This is a genomic window from Salinispora mooreana, from assembly GCF_000379065.1.
In the GTDB taxonomy this organism is placed as follows: Bacteria; Actinomycetota; Actinomycetes; order Mycobacteriales; family Micromonosporaceae; genus Micromonospora; species Micromonospora mooreana.
The window spans coordinates 1,307,625-1,328,474 of record NZ_KB900614.1; the positions used below are offsets into that span (position 1 = coordinate 1,307,625).

Sequence of the window (20,850 nt, forward strand, 5' to 3'; positions counted from 1 at the left end):
GCATCCTGCCGCGGCCGGCCCGCCGCCCGTATCCGGTCAGGTGTCGTGGACGAGGCAGTCGGCGATGCCCCGGGCAGTGGTGAGCAGCTTCGCCCGAACGACCCGGGCGGAGGTCATCATCTCGTTGGCCGGCAGGGCGCAGGCGAGCGCCACCCGGCGCTCCATGTCCTTGTCAGCGCTGACCAACACCGCGGCGCAGGCCACCCCCGGCCGATACTGCCCCAGCTCAAGCTGCATCCCCCGCCGCTCTCCGGCCGCGAGGTCGGCCTCGAACGCCTCGATGGTGGTCAGGGTCCCGGTGGTGAACGGGCGCATGCCGTTTTCTCGCAGATAGCGCAGCCGCTGTTCGGTCGTGAGCGTCGCGAGCAGCGCCTTGCCGAGTGCGGTGGCGTGTGCCCCCTCGTCGAAGCCGGGAACCAGGTCCTCCAGGTAGGGAGAGCGTGGACCTTCGGTGGCGGCCGTGATGGCGATCTGGCCGCCGACGAACCGGCCCAGGAAGTGGCTGTAGCCGGTGTCAAGGACGGCCCGCCGCAGGGACTCCCCGACCGCCGGCGGTCCGCGGAAGGCGCTGACCAGCTCACGGTAGCGATCGGCTATCTCCAGACCCACGATGTACGTGCCGTCCTCACGCCGGATCACGTAGCCCTCGTATGCCAGGGTGCGGACGAGATGATAGGTGGTCGCCACGGTCAGGTCGCACCGTCGCGCGATCTGTTTGACGGTCAGCCCTTTCGGGGCACGACCGACTGATTCGAGCACTCGTAGCGCACGGGACACGCTTCGGATGAGGTCCGAAGGCTCCGCCAAGGGGTCGCGCACAACCACCTCCGCAGCCGGGGACTTACACCATATGAAGTTCAGGACCGGTAGGAAACGCCTGTTCGGGTAGAGAACACCAGATCATCATCCACTGCCAGTGACGAGACGATCACTTTCGGCTGAGATGGAAGAGCTGCGAAGGGTGCCCGGATACCGCCCGACATCGTGGTGATGCCGGCTCAGGGGGACAGCCGAGCCGGTGGGCGCGGAGAGCTCCGTCAGCCGGTCCGGTCCGCGATCTGGTCGCAGAGAGCTTCGAGCGCCTGCCGGGCCGGGCCCGGCGGCAGCGGCGCAAGCTGCGCGCGCGCCTCCTCGGCGTGGCTCCGGACCGTCTCCCGGGCCCGCTTCAACGCCGGGCTCTCCCGGAGCAGTCCAAGTGCCTCGGCATGCAGGTCGTCATCGGTCAGCGGGCCGACCGCCAGGACTTCGCGGAGCCGCACCGACGAGGCGTCAGCGTCCTCCGAGGCGAGGGCATAGAGCACCGGCAGGGTGGGGATGCCCTCGCGGAGGTCGGTCCCGGGCGTCTTGCCGGAGCGCTCCGCCTCGCTGGAGATGTCCAACAGGTCGTCCGAGAGCTGGAAGGCGACCCCGATGGTCTCACCGTAACGAGCCAGCGCCTCGGTGTGCGTCGGGCTGGCCCCACTGAACATCCCACCGAACCGCGCCGCGGTAGCGATCAACGAGCCGGTCTTCTCGGCGATCACGTGCAGGTGGTGCACCACCGGGTCCACACCAGGACGCGGCCCCACGGTCTCCGCGATCTGACCGTGCACCAACCGGGCGAAGGTCCGCGCCTGCAGTCGGACAGCTTCGGTGCCCAGGTCGGCCGAGATATCCGCGGCGCGGGCGAAGAGATAGTCACCGACCAGAATGGCCACCGAGTTCGTCCACCGCGAGTTGGCGCTCGGCGCGCCCCGACGCACCGGCGCCTCGTCCATGACATCGTCGTGGTAGAGCGTGGCCAGGTGGGTGAGCTCCACCACCACGGCCGCCGGCACCACCTGCTCCCGAGTCGGATCCCCGAACTGGGCGCCGAGCGCCACCAACAGCGGGCGGAACCGCTTGCCACCGGCCTCAAGGAGATGTCGGGCGGCCTCGGTGACGAACGGGTCGGCGCTGACGACATCGGCCCGCAGCGCAGCCTCGACCCCCGCCAGCACCTGAAGCGCCGAGTCCGGGAGCCCCGCGTCGATCGGGTGCAGCCCGACGGCACCCACCTGACCCGCGTCGCCCCGGCCGGAACGACTGCCCAGGCCGGTGGCACCCGAAAGCTTGTCAGCCGGATTCACCACGTCTCCCACCATGCCACACCAGTACCGCCAGCCCCGGGGCGGGGATGACCGAAGGGCTCTCGAATACGTCCGTGACCTCCGAGAACAGCCCCGGGGCCGGCACGGAGGTCACGTGCCGGCCCCGGACCAACGGCGTCACCGCACGAACTCTGCGGCTCCCGCGGCGAGATCGAGCAGCGGCTGCGGAAACACGCCGAGCACCAGGGTGGCGACCACACCGATGGTCAGCGCGGCCGAGGTCAGCCAACCCGGCATGACCACGGCGGGAGTGGACTCGCCGGGCTCGGAGAGCCACATCAGCACCACCACCCGCAGGTACGGGAAGGCGAGCACCATGCTGGTCAGCACACCGGCGATCACCAACCAGCCCTGACCGCCGTCGAACGCCGCGCTGAAGACCGCGAACTTGCTCGTGAAGCCGCTGGTCAGTGGGATACCGGCGAAGGCGAGCAGGATAAAGGTGAACAGCCCCGCGTAGAAGGGCGAGCGCTGGCCCAGACCCGCCCAGCGAGACAGGTGGGTGGCCTCGCCGTCCGCGTCCCGGACCAGGGTGACCACGGCGAAGGCGGCCAACACCGAGAAGCCGTAGGCCACCAGGTAGAACATCGTCCCAGAGACCCCGTCGCTGGTCGGCGCGAGCACCCCGACCAACAGGTAGCCCGCGTTGGCGATCGAGGAGTACGCGAGCAGCCGCTTGATGTCGGTCTGGGTGACCGCCAGCACCGCGCCGACGAGCATGGTCAGCACCGCCACCGTGCCGAGGACCGGGGTGAAGTCCCAGCGGGCTCCCTCGAAGGCAACGTGGAAGACCCGCAGCAGGGCGCCGAACGCGGCGACCTTCGTGCAGGCGGCCATGAAGCCGGTAATCGGGGTGGGTGCCCCCTGGTAGACGTCCGGCGTCCAGACGTGGAACGGCGCGGCGCCGGCCTTGAACAGCAGGCCGATGGCGATCAGCGCCATACCGCCGAAGAGCAACACCGGGCTGGACGGGCTCTCCGCGACCGCCGCGTGGATGGTCGCGAAGTCAACCCCCGCCGACCGGCCGGGGACACCGGCGGTGAAGCCGTACACCAGCGCGACGCCGAAGAGGAAGAACGCCGAGGCGTACGCGCCGAGCAGGAAGTACTTCATCGCCGCTTCCTGGCTCAGCAGCCGCCGCCGGCGAGCCAGGGCGCAGAGCAGGTAGAGCGGCAGGGAGAGGACCTCGAGCGCGATGAACATGGTCAGCAGGTCGTTCGCCGCCACGAAGATCAGCATGCCACCGACCGCGAAGCTGGTCAGCGGGTACACCTCGGTCGCACCCGGGGCCCCTTCGGCCTGCCGACGGTCGTCCACCGACTCGGCGGTCACCGCGGCCTGAGCCACGAACGCCCCGCCGCGCTCGACCGTGCGCTCGCCGATCAGCAGCAAGGCCATCGCGGCCAACACCAGGATCGCGCCCTGTAGGAAGAGCGCCGGCCCGTCGATGGCGATCGCCCCACCGATGGTGATCAGACGATCATTGGCGTTCAACACCACCATGGTCAGCGCACCGAGCACCGCCAGCAGTGCCACCGCGAGCTGCACCACGTGCCGCCGGCGGCGCGGCACGAACGCCTCGACCAGGACACCGACCAGAGCGGCGCCCAACAAGATGAGCGTCGGCGCGAGCGCCGCATAGTCGATCGGTGGAAGCTTCAGCTCGCTCACCGGCTCGCCTCCTGTGGAGTTCCGGCCGACGGGGCCGGGTCAGTCTTGCCGATATCCTGCATGGTCGCCTCGACAGCAGGGTTGATGACATCCGTGACCGGCTTCGGGTAGAAGCCGAGCAGCACGATCAGCGCGACCAGCGGGGCCACGACGACCTTCTCCCGCAGGTTCAGGTCACGCTTCATCCCCTCGACCTCGGTCAGCGCCGGGTTGAGCGTGCCCTGGGTGGTGCGCTGCACCATCCACAGCACGTACGCGGCGGCCAGGATGATCCCGAGCGTGGCGATCACCGCCACCGGCTTGTTCACCGAGAAGGTGCCGATCAGCACCAGGAACTCGGAGATGAACGGGGCGGTGCCGGGCAGCGCCAGCGAGGCGAGACCAGCGAAGAAGAGCACCCCGGCCAACAGCGGAACCAGCTTCCCGGCGCCGCCGAAGTCGCTGATCAGCGCGGAGCCCCGGCGGGCGACCAACATCCCGACCACCAGGAAGAGCAGACCGGTGGCGAGCCCGTGGTTGACCATGTAGAGCACCGCGCCGGTGGCCGCCTGGCTGGTGAACGCGAAGATGCCGACCCCGATGAAGCCGAAGTGTGCGATCGAGGTGTACGACACCAGCCGCTTCAGGTCGTTCTGACCGATCGCGAGGAGCGCCGCGTAGATGATGCCGATCACGCCCAGCGCCAGCGCCCACGGCGCGAACCACTTGGCCGCGTCCGGGAACAGCGGAAGGCAGTAGCGCAGCAGGCCGAATGTCCCGACCTTGTCGAGCACACCGACCAGCAGCGCGGCGGCACCGGCGGGGGCCGCACCACCGGCGTCCGGCAGCCAGGTGTGGAACGGGAAGAACGGTGCCTTGATGGCGAAGGCGATGAAGAAGCCGAGGAAGAGCCAGCGCTCGGCACCGGTGGAGATGTCCACCTCCGACAGCGCCACCCAGTCGAAGGTCTTTCCGCCGACCACCCAGAGGCCGATCACCGCGGCGAGCATGAACAAGCCGCCGACCAGCGAGTAGAGGAAGAACTTCACGGCGGCGTACTGCCGCTGGTGGCCGCCGTAACTGCCGATGAGGAAGTACATCGGCACGAGCATGACCTCGAAGAACACGTAGAAGAGGAAGACGTCGGCGGCGGCGAAGACACCGATCATCGTGCACTCGAGCACCAGCAACAGTGCGAAGTAGACTGGCACCGACCGCCTGGACGACTCGGCGTCGTGCCAGGACGCCAGAATCACCAGCGGCACCAGCAACGCGATCAACATCAGCATGACCAGCGCGATGCCGTCGGCGGCGAAGGTGAAGTTGACGCCCCAGTTCGGAATCCACGGATAGGACTCGCGGAACTGGAACCGGTCACCACCGGTCTGCCAGGTCACCCACATGACCACCGAGAGCGCCAACACCAGCAGCGACCAGCCGAGCGCCACCTGTTTGGCCAGCTCCGGCCGGCGGCGGGGCAGGACGGCGACCACCAGGGCGCCGACCAGCGGCGCCACGGTGAGCACCGAAAGAAACGGGAAGTCGGACATTACGCGGCCTTACCTCCGTCGTCACTGTGCGGTCCGCCGACGGCGGCCACTGCGGGGTTCCCCGACCGCCTCCTGAGGTCGATCACATCAGCCACCCCGCCTCGACGGCCAGGAAGGCCGCCACCACCAGCAGGGCACCGGCGAGGATCGAGGTGGCGTACGACCGGACGAAGCCGGTCTGCAGCCGCCGGAGCCGACCCGAGCCACCGCCGACCCCGGCGGCGAGGGCGTTGACCAGCCCGTCGATGCCCCGGTTGTCCAGGTAGACCAGCGCCCGGGTGAGGAAGATGCCCGGCTTCTCGAACACCGTCTCGTTGACGGCGTCGGTGTAGAGGTTCTTCCGGGCGGCGGTGACCAGCACTCCCGCCGGCTGCGGCTCGGTGGCCGTGCCACGCCGGAACAGGAACCAGGCGAGCCCGGCGCCGATCACGGTTACCCCGATCGACAGGATCGTGATGGCGAGGTGCGAGAGCACCGTCTCGTGGGCGGCCTCCGAGCCACCACCCAGCCCGGCGGTCGCCTCCAGCCACTCGGGGACCGGCCCGACCATCAGGGCACCGGCGCCGATCGAGCCGACCGCCAGCAGGATCAGCGGGATCGTCATCAGCTTCGGCGACTCGTGCGGGTGGTCGATCTCCTCAGTCCACCGAGCCGGGCCGTGGAAGGTGAGCACGAACAGCCGGGTCATGTAGAACGCGGTCAGGCCGGCGCCGAGCAGGGCCGCCAGGCCGAACAGCCAGGCCGTCCAGTCGTCCCGCTCGAACGCGGCCACGATGATCGGTTCCTTGGAGAAGAAGCCGGAGAAGGGTGGCAGGCCGATGATCGCCAGCCAGCCGGCCATGAAGGTCAGCCAGGTGATCTTCATGTACTTCGCCAGCCCGCCGAAGCGCCGGATGTCGACCTGGTCCTTCATCCCGTGCATCACCGAGCCGGCGCCCAGGAACATGTTGGCCTTGAAGAAGCCGTGCGCCAGCAGGTGCACGATGGCCAGCGCGTACGCCGCGCCACCGAGGCCGACGCCGAGGAACATGTAACCGATCTGGCTCACCGTTGACCAGGCGAGCACCCGCTTGATGTCGTCCTTGGCCATCCCGATGACGGCGCCGAGCAGCAGCGTCAGCGCGCCGACGCTCACCACGACCAGTTGCAGCGTCGAGTTCGCCGAGAAGATCGGGTTGGAGCGGGCGATCAGGTACACACCCGCGGTGACCATGGTGGCCGCGTGGATCAGCGCCGAGACCGGGGTCGGGCCCTCCATCGCGTCCGGGAGCCACGCCTGCAGCGGAAACTGACCCGACTTTCCGGCCGCACCGAGCAGCAGGAGCAGGCCGAGCAGCAGGACCGTGGTGGCGGTCAGGGAGCCGACGCCGGTGAAGACCTCGTCGTACTGCGTGGTGCCCAGGGTGGCGAACATGATGAAGATGCCGATCAGCAGGCCGGCGTCGCCGACCCGGTTCATCAGGAACGCCTTCTTACCGGCGGTGGCGGCGGCGGGCCGCACGTACCAGAAGGAGATCAGCAGGTACGACGCCAGCCCGACGCCCTCCCAGCCGAAGAAGAGCATCACGTAGTTGTTGCCGAGCACCAGCAGGAGCATGGCGGCGACGAACAGGTTGAAGTACGCGAAGAACCGCCGACGCCCCGGGTCGTGGGACATGTACTCCACCGCGTACAGGTGGATCAGGAAGCCCACCCCGGTGATCAGCAGTACGAAGACCGCCGCCAGCGGGTCGAAGAGCAGACCGAAGTCCACCCGCAGGTCACCGACCGCGATGAAATCCCAGAGGCTCAGCTCGACGGACCGGTTCTCCAGACCGCGGAGCTGGAAGAAGTAGGTCAGGCCAAGCAGGAACGCGACACCGACCGACGCGACACCCAGCCAGTGCCCCCACCGGTCCGCCCGCCGGCCCAGCAGCAGCAGGATCGCCGCGCTGACCAGCGGGATCGCCACCAGCAGCCAGACGCTGCCGAGCAACCCCTCGGCGGTCGCGTACGTGACGGCGCCCACCGGCTCGACGGGGGCTTTCGCCAGAATCTCCATCACCGCAGGCCCCTCAGTACTTCAGCAGGTTGGCGTCGTCGACGCTCGCCGAGCGTCGGGTCCGGTAGATCGCCATGATGATCGCGAGTCCGACCACGACCTCGGCCGCGGCCACCACCATCACGAAGAACGCCATGATCTGCCCGTTGAGGTCACCGTTGATCCGACTGAAGGTGACCAGGGTCAGATTGGCCGCGTTGAGCATCAGCTCAACACACATGAACAGCACGATCGCGTTCCGCCGGATGAGTACCCCGGCGGCACCGATGGTGAACAGCACCGCGGCGAGGACCAGGTAGTAGTTCGGCTCGACCGAGAAGAACTCGCTCACTTTTCGGTCCCCTTCAACGTCGTGTCCTCGGCGGTCAGCTCGCGAACCGGCAGGATCTCCGGGGTGCTCTGCTCGGCCAGCCGCCCGTCGGGCAGGCGGGCCGGCGTGGCGACCGACGAGGAGGTGGCGAAGACGCCGGGGCCCGGCTTCGGGCCGGGGTAGTTACCGGGGCGGAACCGCGCCTTCATGGTGGCGGCCTGGTCCATCCGGTCCTCCCGGCGCCGCTCGATGTGCGCCAGCACCATCGCACCGACCGCCGCCGTGATCAGCAGCGCCGAGGTCAGCTCGAAGGCGAGGACGTACTTGGTGAACAGCAGCCGGGCGATGCCCTGCACGTTGCCCTCGGCGTTGGCCGCGGTGAGCCCGACAGCGGTGCTGTCGGCCAGCGCCCGGTGCAGGCCGGTGCCGACGAGGCCGGCGAACCCGACGCCGAGCACGAGCGCCGCGACCCGCTGGCCGCGCAACGTCTCGATCACCGAGTCCGAGGCGCCGCGGCCCACCAGCATCAGCACGAAGAGGAACAACATCATGATCGCGCCGGTGTAGACGATGATCTGCACCACGCCGATGAACGGCCCGGCCTGGATCACGTAGAAGACGCCCAGGCAGAGCATCGTCATGACCAGCATCAGCGCCGAGTGCACCGCGTTGCGGGCGGCGACCATGCCGATCGCGCCGATCAGCGCCAGCGGGGCGAGGATCCAGAAGGTGACTGCCTCACCTCCGGGTACCGAACCCGCCGCGGCGAGCACCGTCTGCGTGGTCATGCTCCGTCTCCCTTGTCCGCCCGTTCTGCGGCCTGGTCGGCGCCGGGGAACTGCACACCGGGGTGCTCGCTGATCCGGTAACGGCCGGGGCCCATCGGCGAGCGCTCCGCCCCGGCCGAGGTGCCCGGGTTCTCCAACGCGCCGACGTAGTAGTCCTTCTCGCTGTCACCCAACCGCATCGGATGCGGCGGCTGCTCCATACCGGACAGCAGCGGCGCCAGGAGCTGCTCCTTGGTGAAGATCAGATCCTGGCGGTTGTCCCGGGCCAGCTCGTACTCGTTGCTCATGGTCAACGAGCGGGTCGGGCACGCCTCGATGCAGAGTCCGCAGAAGATGCACCGGGCGTAGTTGATCTGGTAGACGCTGGCGTACCGCTCGCCCGGGGAGAAGCGCTCCTCCTCGGTGTTGTCGCCACCCTCCACGTAGATCGCGTCCGCCGGGCAGGCCCAGGCACACAGCTCACAGCCGATGCACTTCTCCAGGCCGTCCGGGTGCCGGTTGAGGATGTGCCGCCCGTGATAGCGCGGCGCCGCGACCGGCGGCTTGAACGGGTAGTCGGTGGTGACCACCTTCTTGAACATGTGCGAGAAGGTGACCCCGAAGCCCTTGAACGTTCCGGTGATCGCGCCCATGTCACACCTCCCTGGAGTCCGTGTCGGCGAGGTTGGCCGGCTCCCGCTCGGCGACGATGCGCTGGGTCCGCGGGCTCAGTGGTACCTGAAGGTCCAGTGGCGGCAGCGGGAAGCTACCCGGCGGCCGATTGTTGATCTCCTCGGCCAGCGTCGGCTTCGGCGCCGGCGAACGGCTCGGCCAGAGCAGGGTGAGGATCAGCACCACACCGGCGACGGCCCCGTAGAGAATCAGCCGGTCCGCCTGCTCCCAGCCCTGGGTCTTCAGCCAGCCCGCCAGCACCAGGATCCAGACCAGGTTGAGCGGGAGCAGGACCTTCCAGCCGAGGCGCATGAACTGGTCGTAGCGGAGCCGGGGCAGGGTGCCCCGCAGCCAGACGAAGACAAAGACCAGGAGGAGGACCTTGCCGAAGAACCACAGCATCGGCCACCAGCCAGAGTTCGCCCCATCCCAGAAGGCGGTGATCGGCCAGGGCGCGCGCCAGCCACCGAGGAAGAGCGTCACCGTGAACGCCGACATGGTCACCATGGCGACGTACTCGGAGAGCATGATCAGCGCGAACTTCAGCGAGCTGTACTCCGTCATGAAGCCGGCGACCAGCTCGGACTCCGCCTCGGGCAGGTCGAACGGGGCCCGGTTGGTCTCACCGACGATGGCGATGAAGAAGATGACGAAGCTCGGGAAGAGCAGGATCGCGTACCAGCCGGGCGCCGAGACATCGAAGCCGAAGAACTCAAGCTGGGGGCGCTCTCCCTGGGCCGCGACGATCCCGCTGGTCGACATCGTGCCCGAGAGCATGAAGACCGCCACGATGGAGAGGCCCAGCGCGATCTCATACGAGATCAGCTGTGCGCTGGAGCGCAGGCCGCCCAGGAGCGGGTAGGTCGACCCGGAGGCCCAGCCCGCCAGCACCACGCCGTAGACCGCCATGGACGAGCAGGCCAGCACCAGCAGCACCGCCACCGAGACGTCGGTGACCTGCAACGGCGTCTGGTGCCCGAAGATGCTGACCATCGGGCCGAAGGGCATCACCGACAGCGCGGTGACCGCACAGACCACGGAGATGACCGGCGCGAAGAAGTAGACGACCTTGTCCGCGGAGCGCGGCAGGATGTCCTCCTTGAAGGCCATCTTCATGCCGTCCGCGAGCGTTTGGAGCAGGCCGAACGGGCCGAGCTGGTTGGGACCCGGCCGGACCGCCATCCGGCCGACGACCCGCCGCTCGAACCAGACGCCGAGCAGCGTGGCCAGCAGACCGAACGCAAACGCGAAGACAATCTTGATCAGGACCAGCCACCAGGGGTCCCGGCCAAAATCGGCCAGCGTCGGTTCCTGGGCGAGGAAGGTCACTGTGCCCACCTTTCGGTCGCGACTGCGGGGCCGACTCGCCCCACTCGTGCTCTCCCCACCCTCACTGGACACCACCGGAGTTGAGGAGCGGGCCCGGGCGGCCGGTCGCGTCCGCGGCGACCGGTGCGTCGGACTGCGGGGGAACGGTCGAGCCGGTCGTGCCGGCGGAGATCCGCACGACCGCGCCGGCCGCGACGCCGAGGCTGCGGCGAAGGGTCGAGCCGGGCGAGTTGGTGGGCAGCCAGACCACGCCGTCCGGCATCTCGGTCACCACCACCGGCAGGGTCACGCCGCCTCGTTCGGTGCCGACGGTCACCGCGTCCCCGTCGGCGACACCGATCGACTCCGCGGTGCTCCGGGCCAGCCGGACCACCGCCGGGCGGGCCGTGCCGCCGAGGTGCTCGTCCCCGTCGGTCAGCGTGCCCAGGTCGATCAGCTGGTGCCAGGTGGCCAGCACCGCCTCGCCCGCACCCGGCTGCGGCACGGCCGCCGGGGCCACCGTCGGCGGAGCCGGCTTCGCGAGCCGGGTGTTCGGCAGCTCGCCCAGCTCACGGCGGATGGCCGGCACGTCAGCGGTGCCGAGCCGCACGTCAAGCTGCGCGGCGAGCGCATCCAGCACCCGGCCGTCGGTCATCGCGGCGGTGTTCAGCACCGCCTCGAAGGGACGCAGCCGCCCCTCCCAGTCCAGGAAGCTACCCGCCTTCTCCAGCACCGGGGCGACCGGAAGGACCACATTCGCCCGCCGCGCCACCGCGCTGGTGCGCAGCTCGAGGCTGACCAGGAAGGGCACCGTGTCCAGCGCCTGCTCGGCCAGTCGGGGGTCGGCCAGGTCCGCGGGGTCGACGCCGGCGACGACCAGCGCGCCGAGCTGGCCGGCGCTCGCCGCGGCGAGGATGGCGTCCGTGTCCCGGCCCGCCTGGCTCGGGATGGTCCCGGCGGGCACGTCCCACGCCTCGCCCAGCTCGGCGCGGGCGGCGGGCTCGGTGACCAGGCGGCCACCGGGGAGCAGGTTCGGCAGGCAGCCCGCGTCCACCGCGCCCCGGTCACCGGCACGCCGTGGCACCCAGGCCAGCTTGGCACCGGTACGCCGGGCCACCTCCGCCGCGGCGGAGAGCCCACCCGGGGTCGCACCCAGCCGCTCACCGACAAGCAGAACCGCCCCCGGCTGGCTGAGCGCCTCGGCGACCGTCGCGTGCTCGGCGAGCACACTCGCCTCCTCGCCCGGCACCACCCGGGCCAGCTTGGCCCCGAGCTTCTCCAGGCCACGGGTGGCGAACGGCGCGATGGCGTAGACCGTCAGGTTCTTCTTCAGGTGCGCCTTACGCAGCCGCAGGAAGAGGATTGGGCACTCCTCCTCCGGCTCCAGGCCGACCAGCACCACCGCGGGCGCCTGCTCGATGTCGGCATAGCTGACATCGGTGGCTCCGGCGACCGAACTGGCCAGGAAGTCGGTCTCCTCGCGGGAGACCGGCCGAGCCCGGAAGTCGAGGTCGTTGGTCTGCAGCGCGATCCGGGCGAACTTCGCGTACGAGTAGGCGTCCTCGACGGTCAGCCGACCGCCGGTGAGCACCGCCGTACCCGACCCACTGTCGCGGGCGGCCCGCAGCCCGTCGGCGGCGACCGTCAACGCCTCGCTCCAGGAGGCCTCGCGTAGCTCGCCGGTGCGCTCATCCCGGACCAGCGGCGTGGTCAGTCGGTCAGTGGCGCGGGCGTACTGGAAGCCCCAGCGCCCCTTGTCACAGTTCCACTCCTCGTTGACCGCCGGGTCGTCGCCGGCCAGCCGCCGCAGCACCTTGCCCCGCCGCCAATCGGTGCGCTGGGCGCAGCCGGCCGAGCAGTGCTCGCAGATGCTGGGGCTGGAGACCAGATCGAACGGGCGGGCGCGGAAGCGGTACTGCGCGCCGGTCAGCGCCCCCACCGGGCAGATCTGGACGGTGTTACCCGAGAAGTACGAGTTGAACGGAACGTCACCGTCCTCGCTCTCCGAGTCGCCGTACGCCTCGTCCCGGTAGATGTTGATCTCCTCTGCCGAGGAGCGGTTCATCAGGTCGATGAACTTGTCGCCGGCGATCTCCTCGGAGAACCGGGTGCACCGCTGGCAGAGCACGCACCGCTCGCGGTCGAGCAGCACCTGCGTGCTGATCTCCAGCGGCTTCTCGTACTCGCGCTTGTGCTCGTGGAACCGGGAGTCGGTACGGCCAGTCGACATCGCCTGGTTTTGCAGCGGGCACTCGCCGCCCTTGTCGCACATCGGGCAGTCGAGCGGGTGATTGACGAGCAGCAGCTCCATCATCCCTTCCTGCGCCTTCTTGGCAACTGGAGAGGAGAGCTGCGTCTTCACCACCATGCCGTCAGCGACGGTCTGGGTGCAGGAGGCGACCGGCTTGCGCTGCCCCTCCACCTCGACTAGGCACTGCCGGCAGGCCCCCACCGGGGCCAGCAGCGGATGGTCGCAGAACCGAGGGATCTCGACGCCCATCTGCTCGGCCACCCGGATCACCAGCTCCCCCTTGGGCGCGGTGACCTCAATGCCGTCGATGGTGAGCGTGACCATCTCGGTCTGCTTGGCTACGTCCGTCATCAGTGGGCCCCCACCAGCTGCTTGTCGGAAAGCTTCGGTGCGGTCCGGCCCTCGACATAGTCGAGGTAGTCCTGCTTGAAGTACTTCAGCGAGGAGGTCACCGGGCTGGTGGCACCGTCACCGAGGCCGCAGAACGAGCGGCCGAGAATGTTGTCGCAGGTGTCCAGGAGCGTGTCCAGGTCCTCCTGGGTGCCCTGGCCGGCCAGGATCCGGCGGTAGACGCGGACCATCCAGTAGTTGCCCTCCCGGCACGGGGTGCACTTGCCGCACGACTCGTGGTGGTAGAACTCCAGCCACCGGTACGTCGCGTAGACCGGGCAGTCCTGGTCGGAGAAGATCTGCGTCGCCGTGGTACCGAGAATCGACCCCGCCGCCGCCACTCCCTCGAAGTCCAGCGGCACGTCCAGGTGGTCGGCGGTCAGCAGCGGCGTTGACGAGCCGCCCGGCGTCCAGAACCGCAGCGAGTGCCCCGGCTGCATACCGCCGGCCAGCTCGATCAGCTCGCGGAGCGTGACACCCATCGAGCACTCGTACTGGCCCGGGTTCACCACCCGGCCGGAGAGCGAGTAGATCATCGGCCCGGAGGACTTCTCCGTGCCCATGCTCCGCCACCAGGCGGCGCCCCCCAACACGAGATACGGAACCGAGGCGATGGTGCCGACGTTGTTCACCACCGTCGGGCTGGCGTACAGACCGTGGGTCGCCGGGAACGGCGGGCGGAGCCGGGGCTGACCGCGGAAACCCTCCAGCGAGTCCAGGAGCGCGGTCTCCTCACCGCAGATGTACGCCCCGGCCCCCGAGTGCACCACCAGTTCCAGGTCGAAGCCGCTGCCGAGGATGTTCTTCCCGAGGTAGTTCCGGGCGTACGCCTCCTGCACCGCGTGGCGCAGCCGGCGGGCGGCGTGCACCGCCTCGCCGCGGATGTAGATGTAGGCACGGTTGGCCCGGATCGCATACGACGCGATGATCACACCCTCGATCAGGGAGTGCGGGTCGTGCGTCATCAGCGGCAGGTCCTTGCAGGTGCCCGGCTCGCCCTCGTCCGCGTTGACCACCAGGTAGTGCGGTCGGGTCGGGGCCTTGCCGTCCGGCTCCTGCGGGATGAACCCCCACTTGAGACCGGTCGGGAAGCCCGCGCCACCCCGACCACGCAGTCCAGAGTCCTTGACCAACTGGATCAGGTCGTCCGGGTGGGCACCCAACGCCTTGCGCAGCGCGGCGTACCCGTCCAGCCGCTCATAGGTGCCGATCTGCCAGGCGTCCGGCGACAGCCAGCGCTTGGTGAGCACCGGCGTGAGCTTGGCCAGCGTCTCGGGCCGAGGAGTGGTCACTGGTCTACGCCCCTTTCGTTCCCGGCCGCATCTCCCATGCCCGCCGCTGCGTCCTTCAACGAGCGCTCCTTCACCGGCGCCTCGTCCCCCGCGGGCTTGGCGTCGCTGGCGGGTGTGGCAAAACCGGCCGGCCGGCTCTCCTTGGCCGCGCCAGCCGAAGCGGCGGCGGGCTTGGCGGCCTCGGCCTTCGCCCTCGCCTCGGCGGCTGCCTGCTCGGCCTCGGCCTTGCTGCGGATCGGCGTGTTCGGGTCGAACCCGGTGACCGCGATGCCGTGTTCCTGCGCCAGCCGCAGCCCGCGCACGGTCGGCTCGCCGGGGCCCCCGTCGGCGACCGCGCCCTCGCGCTCGTCAGCGAAGCCGGCAAGCTGCACCGACATCTCCTTCAGCCGGCAGAGCCGAGCCCCGCGACTCGGCGTCGGCCGGTTGCCGGCCCGCAGCTCGTCCACCACGCCGACCGCCGTCTGCGGGTCCACGTTGTCGAAGAAGTCGTAGTTGACCGTCATCACCGGTCCGTAGTCGCACGCCGCCAGGCACTCGGCGTGCTCCAGGGTGATCGTGCCGTCGGCCGTGGTCTCCTCGTGCCCGACACCGAGGTGCTCGACCAGGGCGTCGTACACCTCCTGGCCGCCCAGCACGTTGCACATCGTGTTGGTGCAGACGCTGACCAGCCAGTCACCGGTCGGCCGACGCTTGTACATTGTGTAGAACGAGGCGACCGCACCGACCTGGGCCTTGTTCAGCCCCAGCACCTCGGCGCAGAACGCGATGCCGGCCGGAGAGACATACCCCTCCTCCGACTGCACCAGGTGCAGCAGCGGCAGCAACGCCGAGCGGGACCGATCGGCCGGATACCGAGCGATGATCTCCCGGGCCCGCGCCCGGGTCTCCTCGGAAAACACGGTCATCGGTGCCTTCTTTCCGTTCGCGACTGCGTCACTCACCGGTCACACCCACCCATCACCGGGTCCAACGAGGCGCCACCGGCAATCACGTCGGCGATCAGGCCGCCCTCGGCCATCGCCGGCAGGGCCTGGAGGTTGACGAAGCTCGGCTCCCGGTAGTGCACCCGGTACGGCCGGGTCCCCCCGTCGGAGACCGCGTGCACCCCCAGCTCACCCCGGGGCGCCTCAATACCCACGTACACCTGGCCGGGTGGGACCCGGAAGCCCTCGGTGACGAGCTTGAAGTGATGGATCAGCGACTCCATCGACTGCCCCATGATCTTCGCCACGTGCTCCAGCGAGTTACCCATGCCGTCGACCCCGATGGCGAGCTGCGCCGGCCAGGCGATCTTCCGATCCGCCACCATCACCGGGCCCGGCCGGAGGCGGTCCACCGCCTGCTCGACGAGCTTCAACGACTCCCGAATCTCGGCCAGCCGGACCAGATACCGGCCCCAGACGTCACCGTCGGTGTGGGTCGGCACGTCGAACTCGTACGTCTCGTAGCCGCAGTACGGCATCGTCTTGCGCAGGTCCCAGGCGAGGCCGGCCGAGCGCAGCACCGGGCCGGTCACGCCCATCGCAAGGCAGCCGGTCGCGTCGAGCACCCCGACGTTCTGCGTCCGCTCCAGCCAGATCGGCTGACCGGAGAGCATCTTCTCGTACTCCGCGAGCTTCTTCGGCATCAGCTTCAAGAAGTCACGGATCTTGGCGATCGCCTCGTCCGGCACGTCCTGCGCCACCCCACCCGGGCGGACGTAGGCGTGGTTCATCCGCAGCCCGGTGATCAGCTCGAAGATCTCCAGGACGTACTCCCGCTCCCGGAAGCCGTAGAGCATCATGTTGATCGCGCCCAGCTCCATGGCCGTGGTGGCCACCCAGACCAGGTGCGAGGAGATCCGGTTGAGCTCCATCATCAGGACCCGGATAGTGGTCGCCCGCTCGGTGATCTGCTCCTCGATGCCGAGCAGCTTCTCCACCGCCAGCGCGTACGCCGTCTCGTTGAACAGCGGGGCGAGATAGTCCATCCGGGTCACAAAGGCCGAGCCCTGGACCCAGTTCCGGAACTCCATGTTCTTCTCGATGCCGGTGTGCAGGTAGCCGACGACCGAGCGGAGCTCACGGACCGTCTCACCCTCCAGCTCCAGGACCAGCCGGAGCACCCCGTGCGTGGACGGGTGCTGCGGACCCATGTTGACGACGATCCGCTCGTCGTTGATCGGGTCAGTGCCGGAGAGGACGACATCCCAGTCCCCGCCGGTGACGGTAAAGACCTTGCCCTCGGCGGTCTCCCGCTCGGTGGCGTAGTTGGACGCGCTCACTCTACTTCCCCTCCGTTCGCAAACGCCGGGCTCGCAAGCTCACTCACTGGTACGACCTCCGGCGGTCCGGCGGCGGGATCTCGGCGCCCTTGTACTCGACCGGCACACCACCCAGCGGATAGTCCTTGCGCTGCGGGTGGCCCTCCCAGTCGTCCGGCATGAGGATCCGGGTCAGGCCGGGGTGGCCGTCGAAGATGACGCCGAACATGTCGTACGCCTCCCGCTCCTGCCAGTCGGCGGTGGGGTAGATGCTGGTCACGCTGGGCAGGTGTGGTTCCTCGGCGGAGACCGCCGCCTCCAGCCGAACCTGACGCCGGTAGGTCATCGAGGTGAGCTGGTAGACCACGTGCAGCCGGCGGGTGTCGGCACCGAGGTAGTCCACCGCGGATACCGACGAGCAGAGCTCGAACCGGAGCGAGAGGTCGTCCCGCATCACCTGGCAGACCTCGGCGATCCGCTCCGAGCGGATGTGCAGGGTCAGCTCACCCCGGTCGACCACGACCTTTTCGATCGCCTCGCCGAAGGCCGGGTACGCCTCCTCCAGCGCGTCGGCGACCTCGTCGAAGTAGCCGCCGTACGGCCGCGTGGCCGCCTCGATCGACCGTTGCGGACGGACCAGCCCGCCGTAGCCGGAGACATCGCCGGTGCCCTGGTCGCCGAACATCCCACGCCCGGCGGGGCTCGACGGGGGCAGCTCAGCCGGAGCGCCGCCGGTGGCCCCGGCCGGGGTCACCGGTACCGGCACGCCGCCGTCGTCCGTCCTGTTCTGGGGTGCGCTCATGTCACCGGCCCTCCGTTCACGACCGCGGGGCTCGCAAGCTCAGTCACTTCTTCAACCCCTCGTACTGCTGCAGGTGGGGCTGGGCCTTCATCCAGTTCTCAATCCGCAGCTGCTCCTCGCGGCCCTCGCGAACAGCCTTCGTCCACTCGGCGCGGCGGGCCTTGTCGCTGCGGTACGACGACGGCATCGACCCGTAGGGCACGATCGGCACGTCACCGCGCGCCTTGCGGGCCTCCAGCATCTTGCGGCCGTTCGGACCGAGGGGCTCATGCATGATCTTCTCGCGGAGCTTGAGGATCGCGTCGATGAGCATCTCCGGCCGGGGCGGGCAGCCGGGCAGGTACATGTCCACCGGCACGACGTGGTCAACGCCCTGGACGATCGCATAGTTGTTGAACATGCCCCCGCTGCTGGCGCAGACGCCCATCGACAGCACCCAGCGGGGCTCGGCCATCTGGTCGTAGATCTGCCGGAGCACCGGGGCCATCTTCTGGCTCACCCGCCCGGCAACGATCATCAGGTCCGCCTGCCGGGGTGAGGCCCGGAAGACCTCCATGCCCCAACGGCCCATGTCGTAGTGGGGGCCGCCGGCCGCCATCATCTCGATGGCGCAGCAGGCGAGGCCGAAGGTGGCCCCCCAGACCGATGACTTACGTGACCAGTTGACAAACTTCTCCACCGAGGTGAGCAGGACACCGGCGGGGAGCTTCTCCTCGATACCCATCTGCGGTTCCTTCCTCAGTCCCAGTCCAGGCCGCCGCGACGCCACACGTAGGCGTACGCGACGAGGACCGCGACGATGAACAGGACCATCTCCACGAGGCCGAAGATCGGCAGGGCATCGAACGAGACAGCCCAGGGGAAGAGGAAGATGATCTCGATGTCGAAGACGATAAAGAGCATCGCCGTCAGGTAGAACTTAATCGGAAACCGGCCACCGCCGACTGGCTGCGGGCTCGGCTCGATTCCACATTCGTACGCCTCGAGCTTGGCCCGGTTGTAACGGCGTGGGCCGGCGAGACGGGCGGCTGCCACGGAGAACAGCGCGAACGCCGCGGCGAGGGCGAACAACCCGACGATCGGTATGTAAGGCGAGAGTGACATCGTTTCTCCTGCTCGTCCTTCCCTGCCCTCGATGCTGGACAAATATCACACTATTCACATCCCGATCGGCGATTGCCGGCGGGGTCACACACACCGCGATCCAGATCGCGTCACACGGCTGGCGCCGCCTTCGTCATCGCGTTGATGACCCGGTCCATCGCGTCCCCGTCGCGCGGGTCGGTCAGGTTGGCCAACAACTTGAGCACAAAGCGCATCAACATCGGGTGCGGCAGGCCGTACTTCGTGGCAGCCCGCATGATCTCGGGGCGACCGATCAACTTCACGAAGACCCCCCCGAGCCGGTAGTAGCCGCCGAACCGGGCCTTCAGCTCCGCCGGGTACGCCATCAACGCGCGCTCCCGCTCGACGCCGGCCGAACGGGCAAGCGCCTGCACCGCGACCTCCGCGGCCAGCTCCCCCGACTCCATCGCGTACGCGATGCCCTCGCCGTTGAACGGGTTGACCATGCCGCCGGAGTCACCGACGAGCAGCGTTCCGCGCGAGTAGTGGGGCACCCGGTTGAAGCCCATCGGCAGCGCCGCGCCCAGGATCGACCCCTCGGCGTTGGCCTCGTCGGCGATCCCCCACTCCTCGGGGGTGTTGGCGAGCCAGTCGGTGAGCAGCCGCCGGTAGTTCGTCTTACCGAAGGCGGAGGAGGAGTTCAACACACCGAGCCCGACATTCACTCGGCCGTCACCCAGCCCGAAGATCCAGCCGTAGCCGGGCAGGAGCGCCTCGCTGCCCTTGCGGCGTAGCTCCAGCCAGGACTCGAGGTAGTTGTCGTCGTGCTTGGCCGGGCAGCGGTAGTACCGCCGGACCGCCACGCCGAGCGGTCGGTCATCCCGCTTGGCCAGCCCGAGGGCGAGCGGGAAACGGCCGGAGACGCCGTCCGCGGCGACCACGAGGGGCGCCCGGAAGGTGGCCGGTTCCCGCTCCGGGCCGACCGCCGCCTCAACCCCGACCACCCGGCCGGCACGGTCGAATATCGGGGCGGTGACGTCAACCGCGGTCCGCAGCTCGGCACCGGCGGCGACGGCACGCTGGGCGAGCAGTTCGTCGAAGTCCAGCCGGGGACGCACCAGGCCGTAGTTGGGGAAGCTGGCCAGGTCGGGCCAGTCCAGTTCGAGTCGGAGGCCACCGCCGACGACCCGCAGGCCACGGTTGCGTACCCAGCCCGCCTCGGTCGAGGTGTCCACGCCCATCCGCACCAGCTGGCGCACGGCGCGCGGGGTCAACCCGTCGCCGCAGACCTTCTCCCGCGGGAACTCGGTCTTCTCCAGCAGCAACACTCGGACGCCGTGCTGGGCCAGGTGGTACGCGGTTGCCGAACCACCTGGGCCCGCGCCGACGACGATCACCTCGGCGTCGTTCTCCGTGGTCATCCGCACCTCCCCTCCCGCACGCTCGTGAAAACGTTCACAAGCCAGACGGTACGGAGTCTATGACCGACCAGGTGACGGCTGCATATTAGGGGAACCTAACTTACGCGAAAGTCGCCGCTGCGCGGCGGCAGGGCCGACGTAGCCGGCCGCTTCGGCACGATTCACCGTTTACGCGGCCGGCCCGAGGCACGGACGCCGCCGTCACGGCCGGAGGGCACGGTGCAGCGCGACGATACCGCCGGTCAGATTGCGCCAGGCCACCCGCTGCCAGCCCGCCGACCCGATCTGCTCCGCCAGCGCCGCCTGATCCGGCCACGCGCGGATCGACTCCGCCAGGTAGACGTACGCGTCCGGGCTGCTCGCCACCGACCGCGCCACCGCCGGCAGCGACCGCATCAGATACGACAGGTAGATCGTGCGGAAGACGGGGCTGACCGGGGTGCTGAACTCGCAGACCACCAGCCGGCCACCGGGCTTCGTGACCCGGGCCAGCTCGCGCAGCGCCGCGTCCGTGTCCTGCACGTTGCGCAGCGCGAAGGAGATGGTCGCCGCGTCGAAGCTGGCATCGGCGAAGGGCAACCGCAGCGCGTCCCCGGCCAACAGGGGCACCTCGGGGCGGGTCCGCCGGCCCGCGGCCACCATGCCCAGGGAGAGGTCGGCGCCGACCGCGTACGCCCCCGAGCGGGCGAGCTCCCCGGTCGAGACACCGGTGCCGGCACCCACGTCCAACACCCGCTCGCCGGGCCGCAGGTCCAGCGCGGCCCGGGTCGCCCGCCGCCAGGACCGGTCCTGCCCGAAGGACAGCACGGTGTTGGCCAGGTCATAGCGGGCGGCCACGCCGTCGAACATCGTGGCGACCTCGTGCGGCTGTTTGTCCAGGCTGGCGCGCTGGCCCTGCGACGTACTCACCCCCCCACTGTGCCAGCCGTCGCATCTCCCGCCGGGAGGGCCCCCTACCAG

18 protein-coding genes are annotated in these 20,850 nt (G+C 69.3%); all 18 read right to left on the reverse strand.

From position 1 onward, the window contains the following. Positions 1–36: 36 nt before the first annotated feature. The 18 genes from SALPAC6_RS0106245 to SALPAC6_RS0106330 all read right to left on the reverse strand — a co-directional run bounded on the left by SALPAC6_RS0106245 (position 37) and on the right by SALPAC6_RS0106330 (position 20,799). Positions 37–819, reverse strand: a complete 783-nt coding sequence (locus tag SALPAC6_RS0106245; RefSeq protein WP_018252568.1) for an IclR family transcriptional regulator — start codon at positions 817–819, stop codon at positions 37–39. A 218-nt stretch (positions 820–1,037) separates the two neighbouring features. Next, the gene (locus tag SALPAC6_RS0106250) at positions 1,038–2,123 is read right to left on the reverse strand and encodes a polyprenyl synthetase family protein (RefSeq protein WP_018252569.1); all 1,086 of its coding nucleotides are present in this window, start codon (positions 2,121–2,123) and stop codon (positions 1,038–1,040) included. Positions 2,124–2,246: 123 nt separating this feature from the next. Beyond that, the gene (nuoN, locus tag SALPAC6_RS0106255; RefSeq protein WP_018252570.1) at positions 2,247–3,800 is read right to left on the reverse strand and encodes an NADH-quinone oxidoreductase subunit NuoN; all 1,554 of its coding nucleotides are present in this window, start codon (positions 3,798–3,800) and stop codon (positions 2,247–2,249) included. Continuing rightward, positions 3,797–5,329, reverse strand: a complete 1,533-nt coding sequence (locus SALPAC6_RS0106260) for an NADH-quinone oxidoreductase subunit M (protein WP_018252571.1) — start codon at positions 5,327–5,329, stop codon at positions 3,797–3,799. The genes nuoN and SALPAC6_RS0106260 overlap by 4 nt, the downstream gene beginning before the upstream one ends. An 82-nt stretch (positions 5,330–5,411) precedes the next feature. Then, positions 5,412–7,370 carry an NADH-quinone oxidoreductase subunit L gene (nuoL, locus tag SALPAC6_RS0106265; RefSeq protein ID WP_018252572.1) on the reverse strand — a complete coding sequence of 653 codons (1,959 nt, stop codon included), beginning with the start codon at positions 7,368–7,370 and terminating at the stop codon, positions 5,412–5,414. A 13-nt stretch (positions 7,371–7,383) separates the two neighbouring features. Next, positions 7,384–7,701, reverse strand: coding sequence for an NADH-quinone oxidoreductase subunit NuoK (gene nuoK / locus SALPAC6_RS0106270; protein ID WP_018252573.1), 318 nt, complete (start codon positions 7,699–7,701; stop codon positions 7,384–7,386). After that, positions 7,698–8,468 (reverse strand): NADH-quinone oxidoreductase subunit J, encoded by a 771-nt coding sequence (locus tag SALPAC6_RS0106275; protein WP_018252574.1) that lies wholly within the window; start codon positions 8,466–8,468, stop codon positions 7,698–7,700. The genes nuoK and SALPAC6_RS0106275 overlap by 4 nt, the downstream gene beginning before the upstream one ends. Continuing rightward, positions 8,465–9,100 carry an NADH-quinone oxidoreductase subunit NuoI gene (gene nuoI / locus SALPAC6_RS0106280; protein WP_012015255.1) on the reverse strand — a complete coding sequence of 212 codons (636 nt, stop codon included), beginning with the start codon at positions 9,098–9,100 and terminating at the stop codon, positions 8,465–8,467. Before nuoI ends, SALPAC6_RS0106275 begins: the two co-directional genes overlap by 4 nt. A 1-nt stretch (position 9,101) precedes the next feature. Continuing rightward, positions 9,102–10,448 carry an NADH-quinone oxidoreductase subunit NuoH gene (gene nuoH / locus SALPAC6_RS0106285; protein WP_018252575.1) on the reverse strand — a complete coding sequence of 449 codons (1,347 nt, stop codon included), beginning with the start codon at positions 10,446–10,448 and terminating at the stop codon, positions 9,102–9,104. 61 nt (positions 10,449–10,509) lie between these two features. Then, on the reverse strand, positions 10,510–13,029 hold the full coding sequence (locus SALPAC6_RS0106290) for an NADH-quinone oxidoreductase subunit G (protein WP_018252576.1): 2,520 nt from the start codon (positions 13,027–13,029) through the stop codon (positions 10,510–10,512). Continuing rightward, on the reverse strand, positions 13,029–14,360 hold the full coding sequence (nuoF, locus tag SALPAC6_RS0106295) for an NADH-quinone oxidoreductase subunit NuoF (RefSeq protein ID WP_018252577.1): 1,332 nt from the start codon (positions 14,358–14,360) through the stop codon (positions 13,029–13,031). The genes SALPAC6_RS0106290 and nuoF overlap by 1 nt, the downstream gene beginning before the upstream one ends. Then, complete coding sequence (nuoE, locus tag SALPAC6_RS0106300; protein ID WP_026189363.1) at positions 14,357–15,265, reverse strand: NADH-quinone oxidoreductase subunit NuoE; 909 nt, start codon at positions 15,263–15,265, stop codon at positions 14,357–14,359. Before nuoE ends, nuoF begins: the two co-directional genes overlap by 4 nt. Before the next feature lie 32 nt (positions 15,266–15,297). After that, entirely contained in the window at positions 15,298–16,623 is a 1,326-nt protein-coding gene (locus SALPAC6_RS0106305) for an NADH-quinone oxidoreductase subunit D (RefSeq protein ID WP_018252579.1), read from the reverse strand. A 43-nt stretch (positions 16,624–16,666) separates the two neighbouring features. Further along, positions 16,667–17,404 (reverse strand): NADH-quinone oxidoreductase subunit C, encoded by a 738-nt coding sequence (locus tag SALPAC6_RS0106310; protein WP_018252580.1) that lies wholly within the window; start codon positions 17,402–17,404, stop codon positions 16,667–16,669. A 43-nt stretch (positions 17,405–17,447) separates the two neighbouring features. Beyond that, positions 17,448–18,128: a NuoB/complex I 20 kDa subunit family protein gene (locus SALPAC6_RS0106315; RefSeq protein WP_018252581.1), complete on the reverse strand. Its 681-nt coding sequence runs from the start codon at positions 18,126–18,128 to the stop codon at positions 17,448–17,450. Between the two features lie 14 nt (positions 18,129–18,142). Further along, positions 18,143–18,508: an NADH-quinone oxidoreductase subunit A gene (locus SALPAC6_RS0106320; protein WP_018252582.1), complete on the reverse strand. Its 366-nt coding sequence runs from the start codon at positions 18,506–18,508 to the stop codon at positions 18,143–18,145. A 110-nt stretch (positions 18,509–18,618) separates the two neighbouring features. Beyond that, positions 18,619–19,890 carry a geranylgeranyl reductase family protein gene (locus tag SALPAC6_RS0106325; protein WP_018252583.1) on the reverse strand — a complete coding sequence of 424 codons (1,272 nt, stop codon included), beginning with the start codon at positions 19,888–19,890 and terminating at the stop codon, positions 18,619–18,621. Between the two features lie 201 nt (positions 19,891–20,091). Next, positions 20,092–20,799: a demethylmenaquinone methyltransferase gene (locus tag SALPAC6_RS0106330; protein WP_018252584.1), complete on the reverse strand. Its 708-nt coding sequence runs from the start codon at positions 20,797–20,799 to the stop codon at positions 20,092–20,094. Positions 20,800–20,850: the final 51 nt, after the last annotated feature.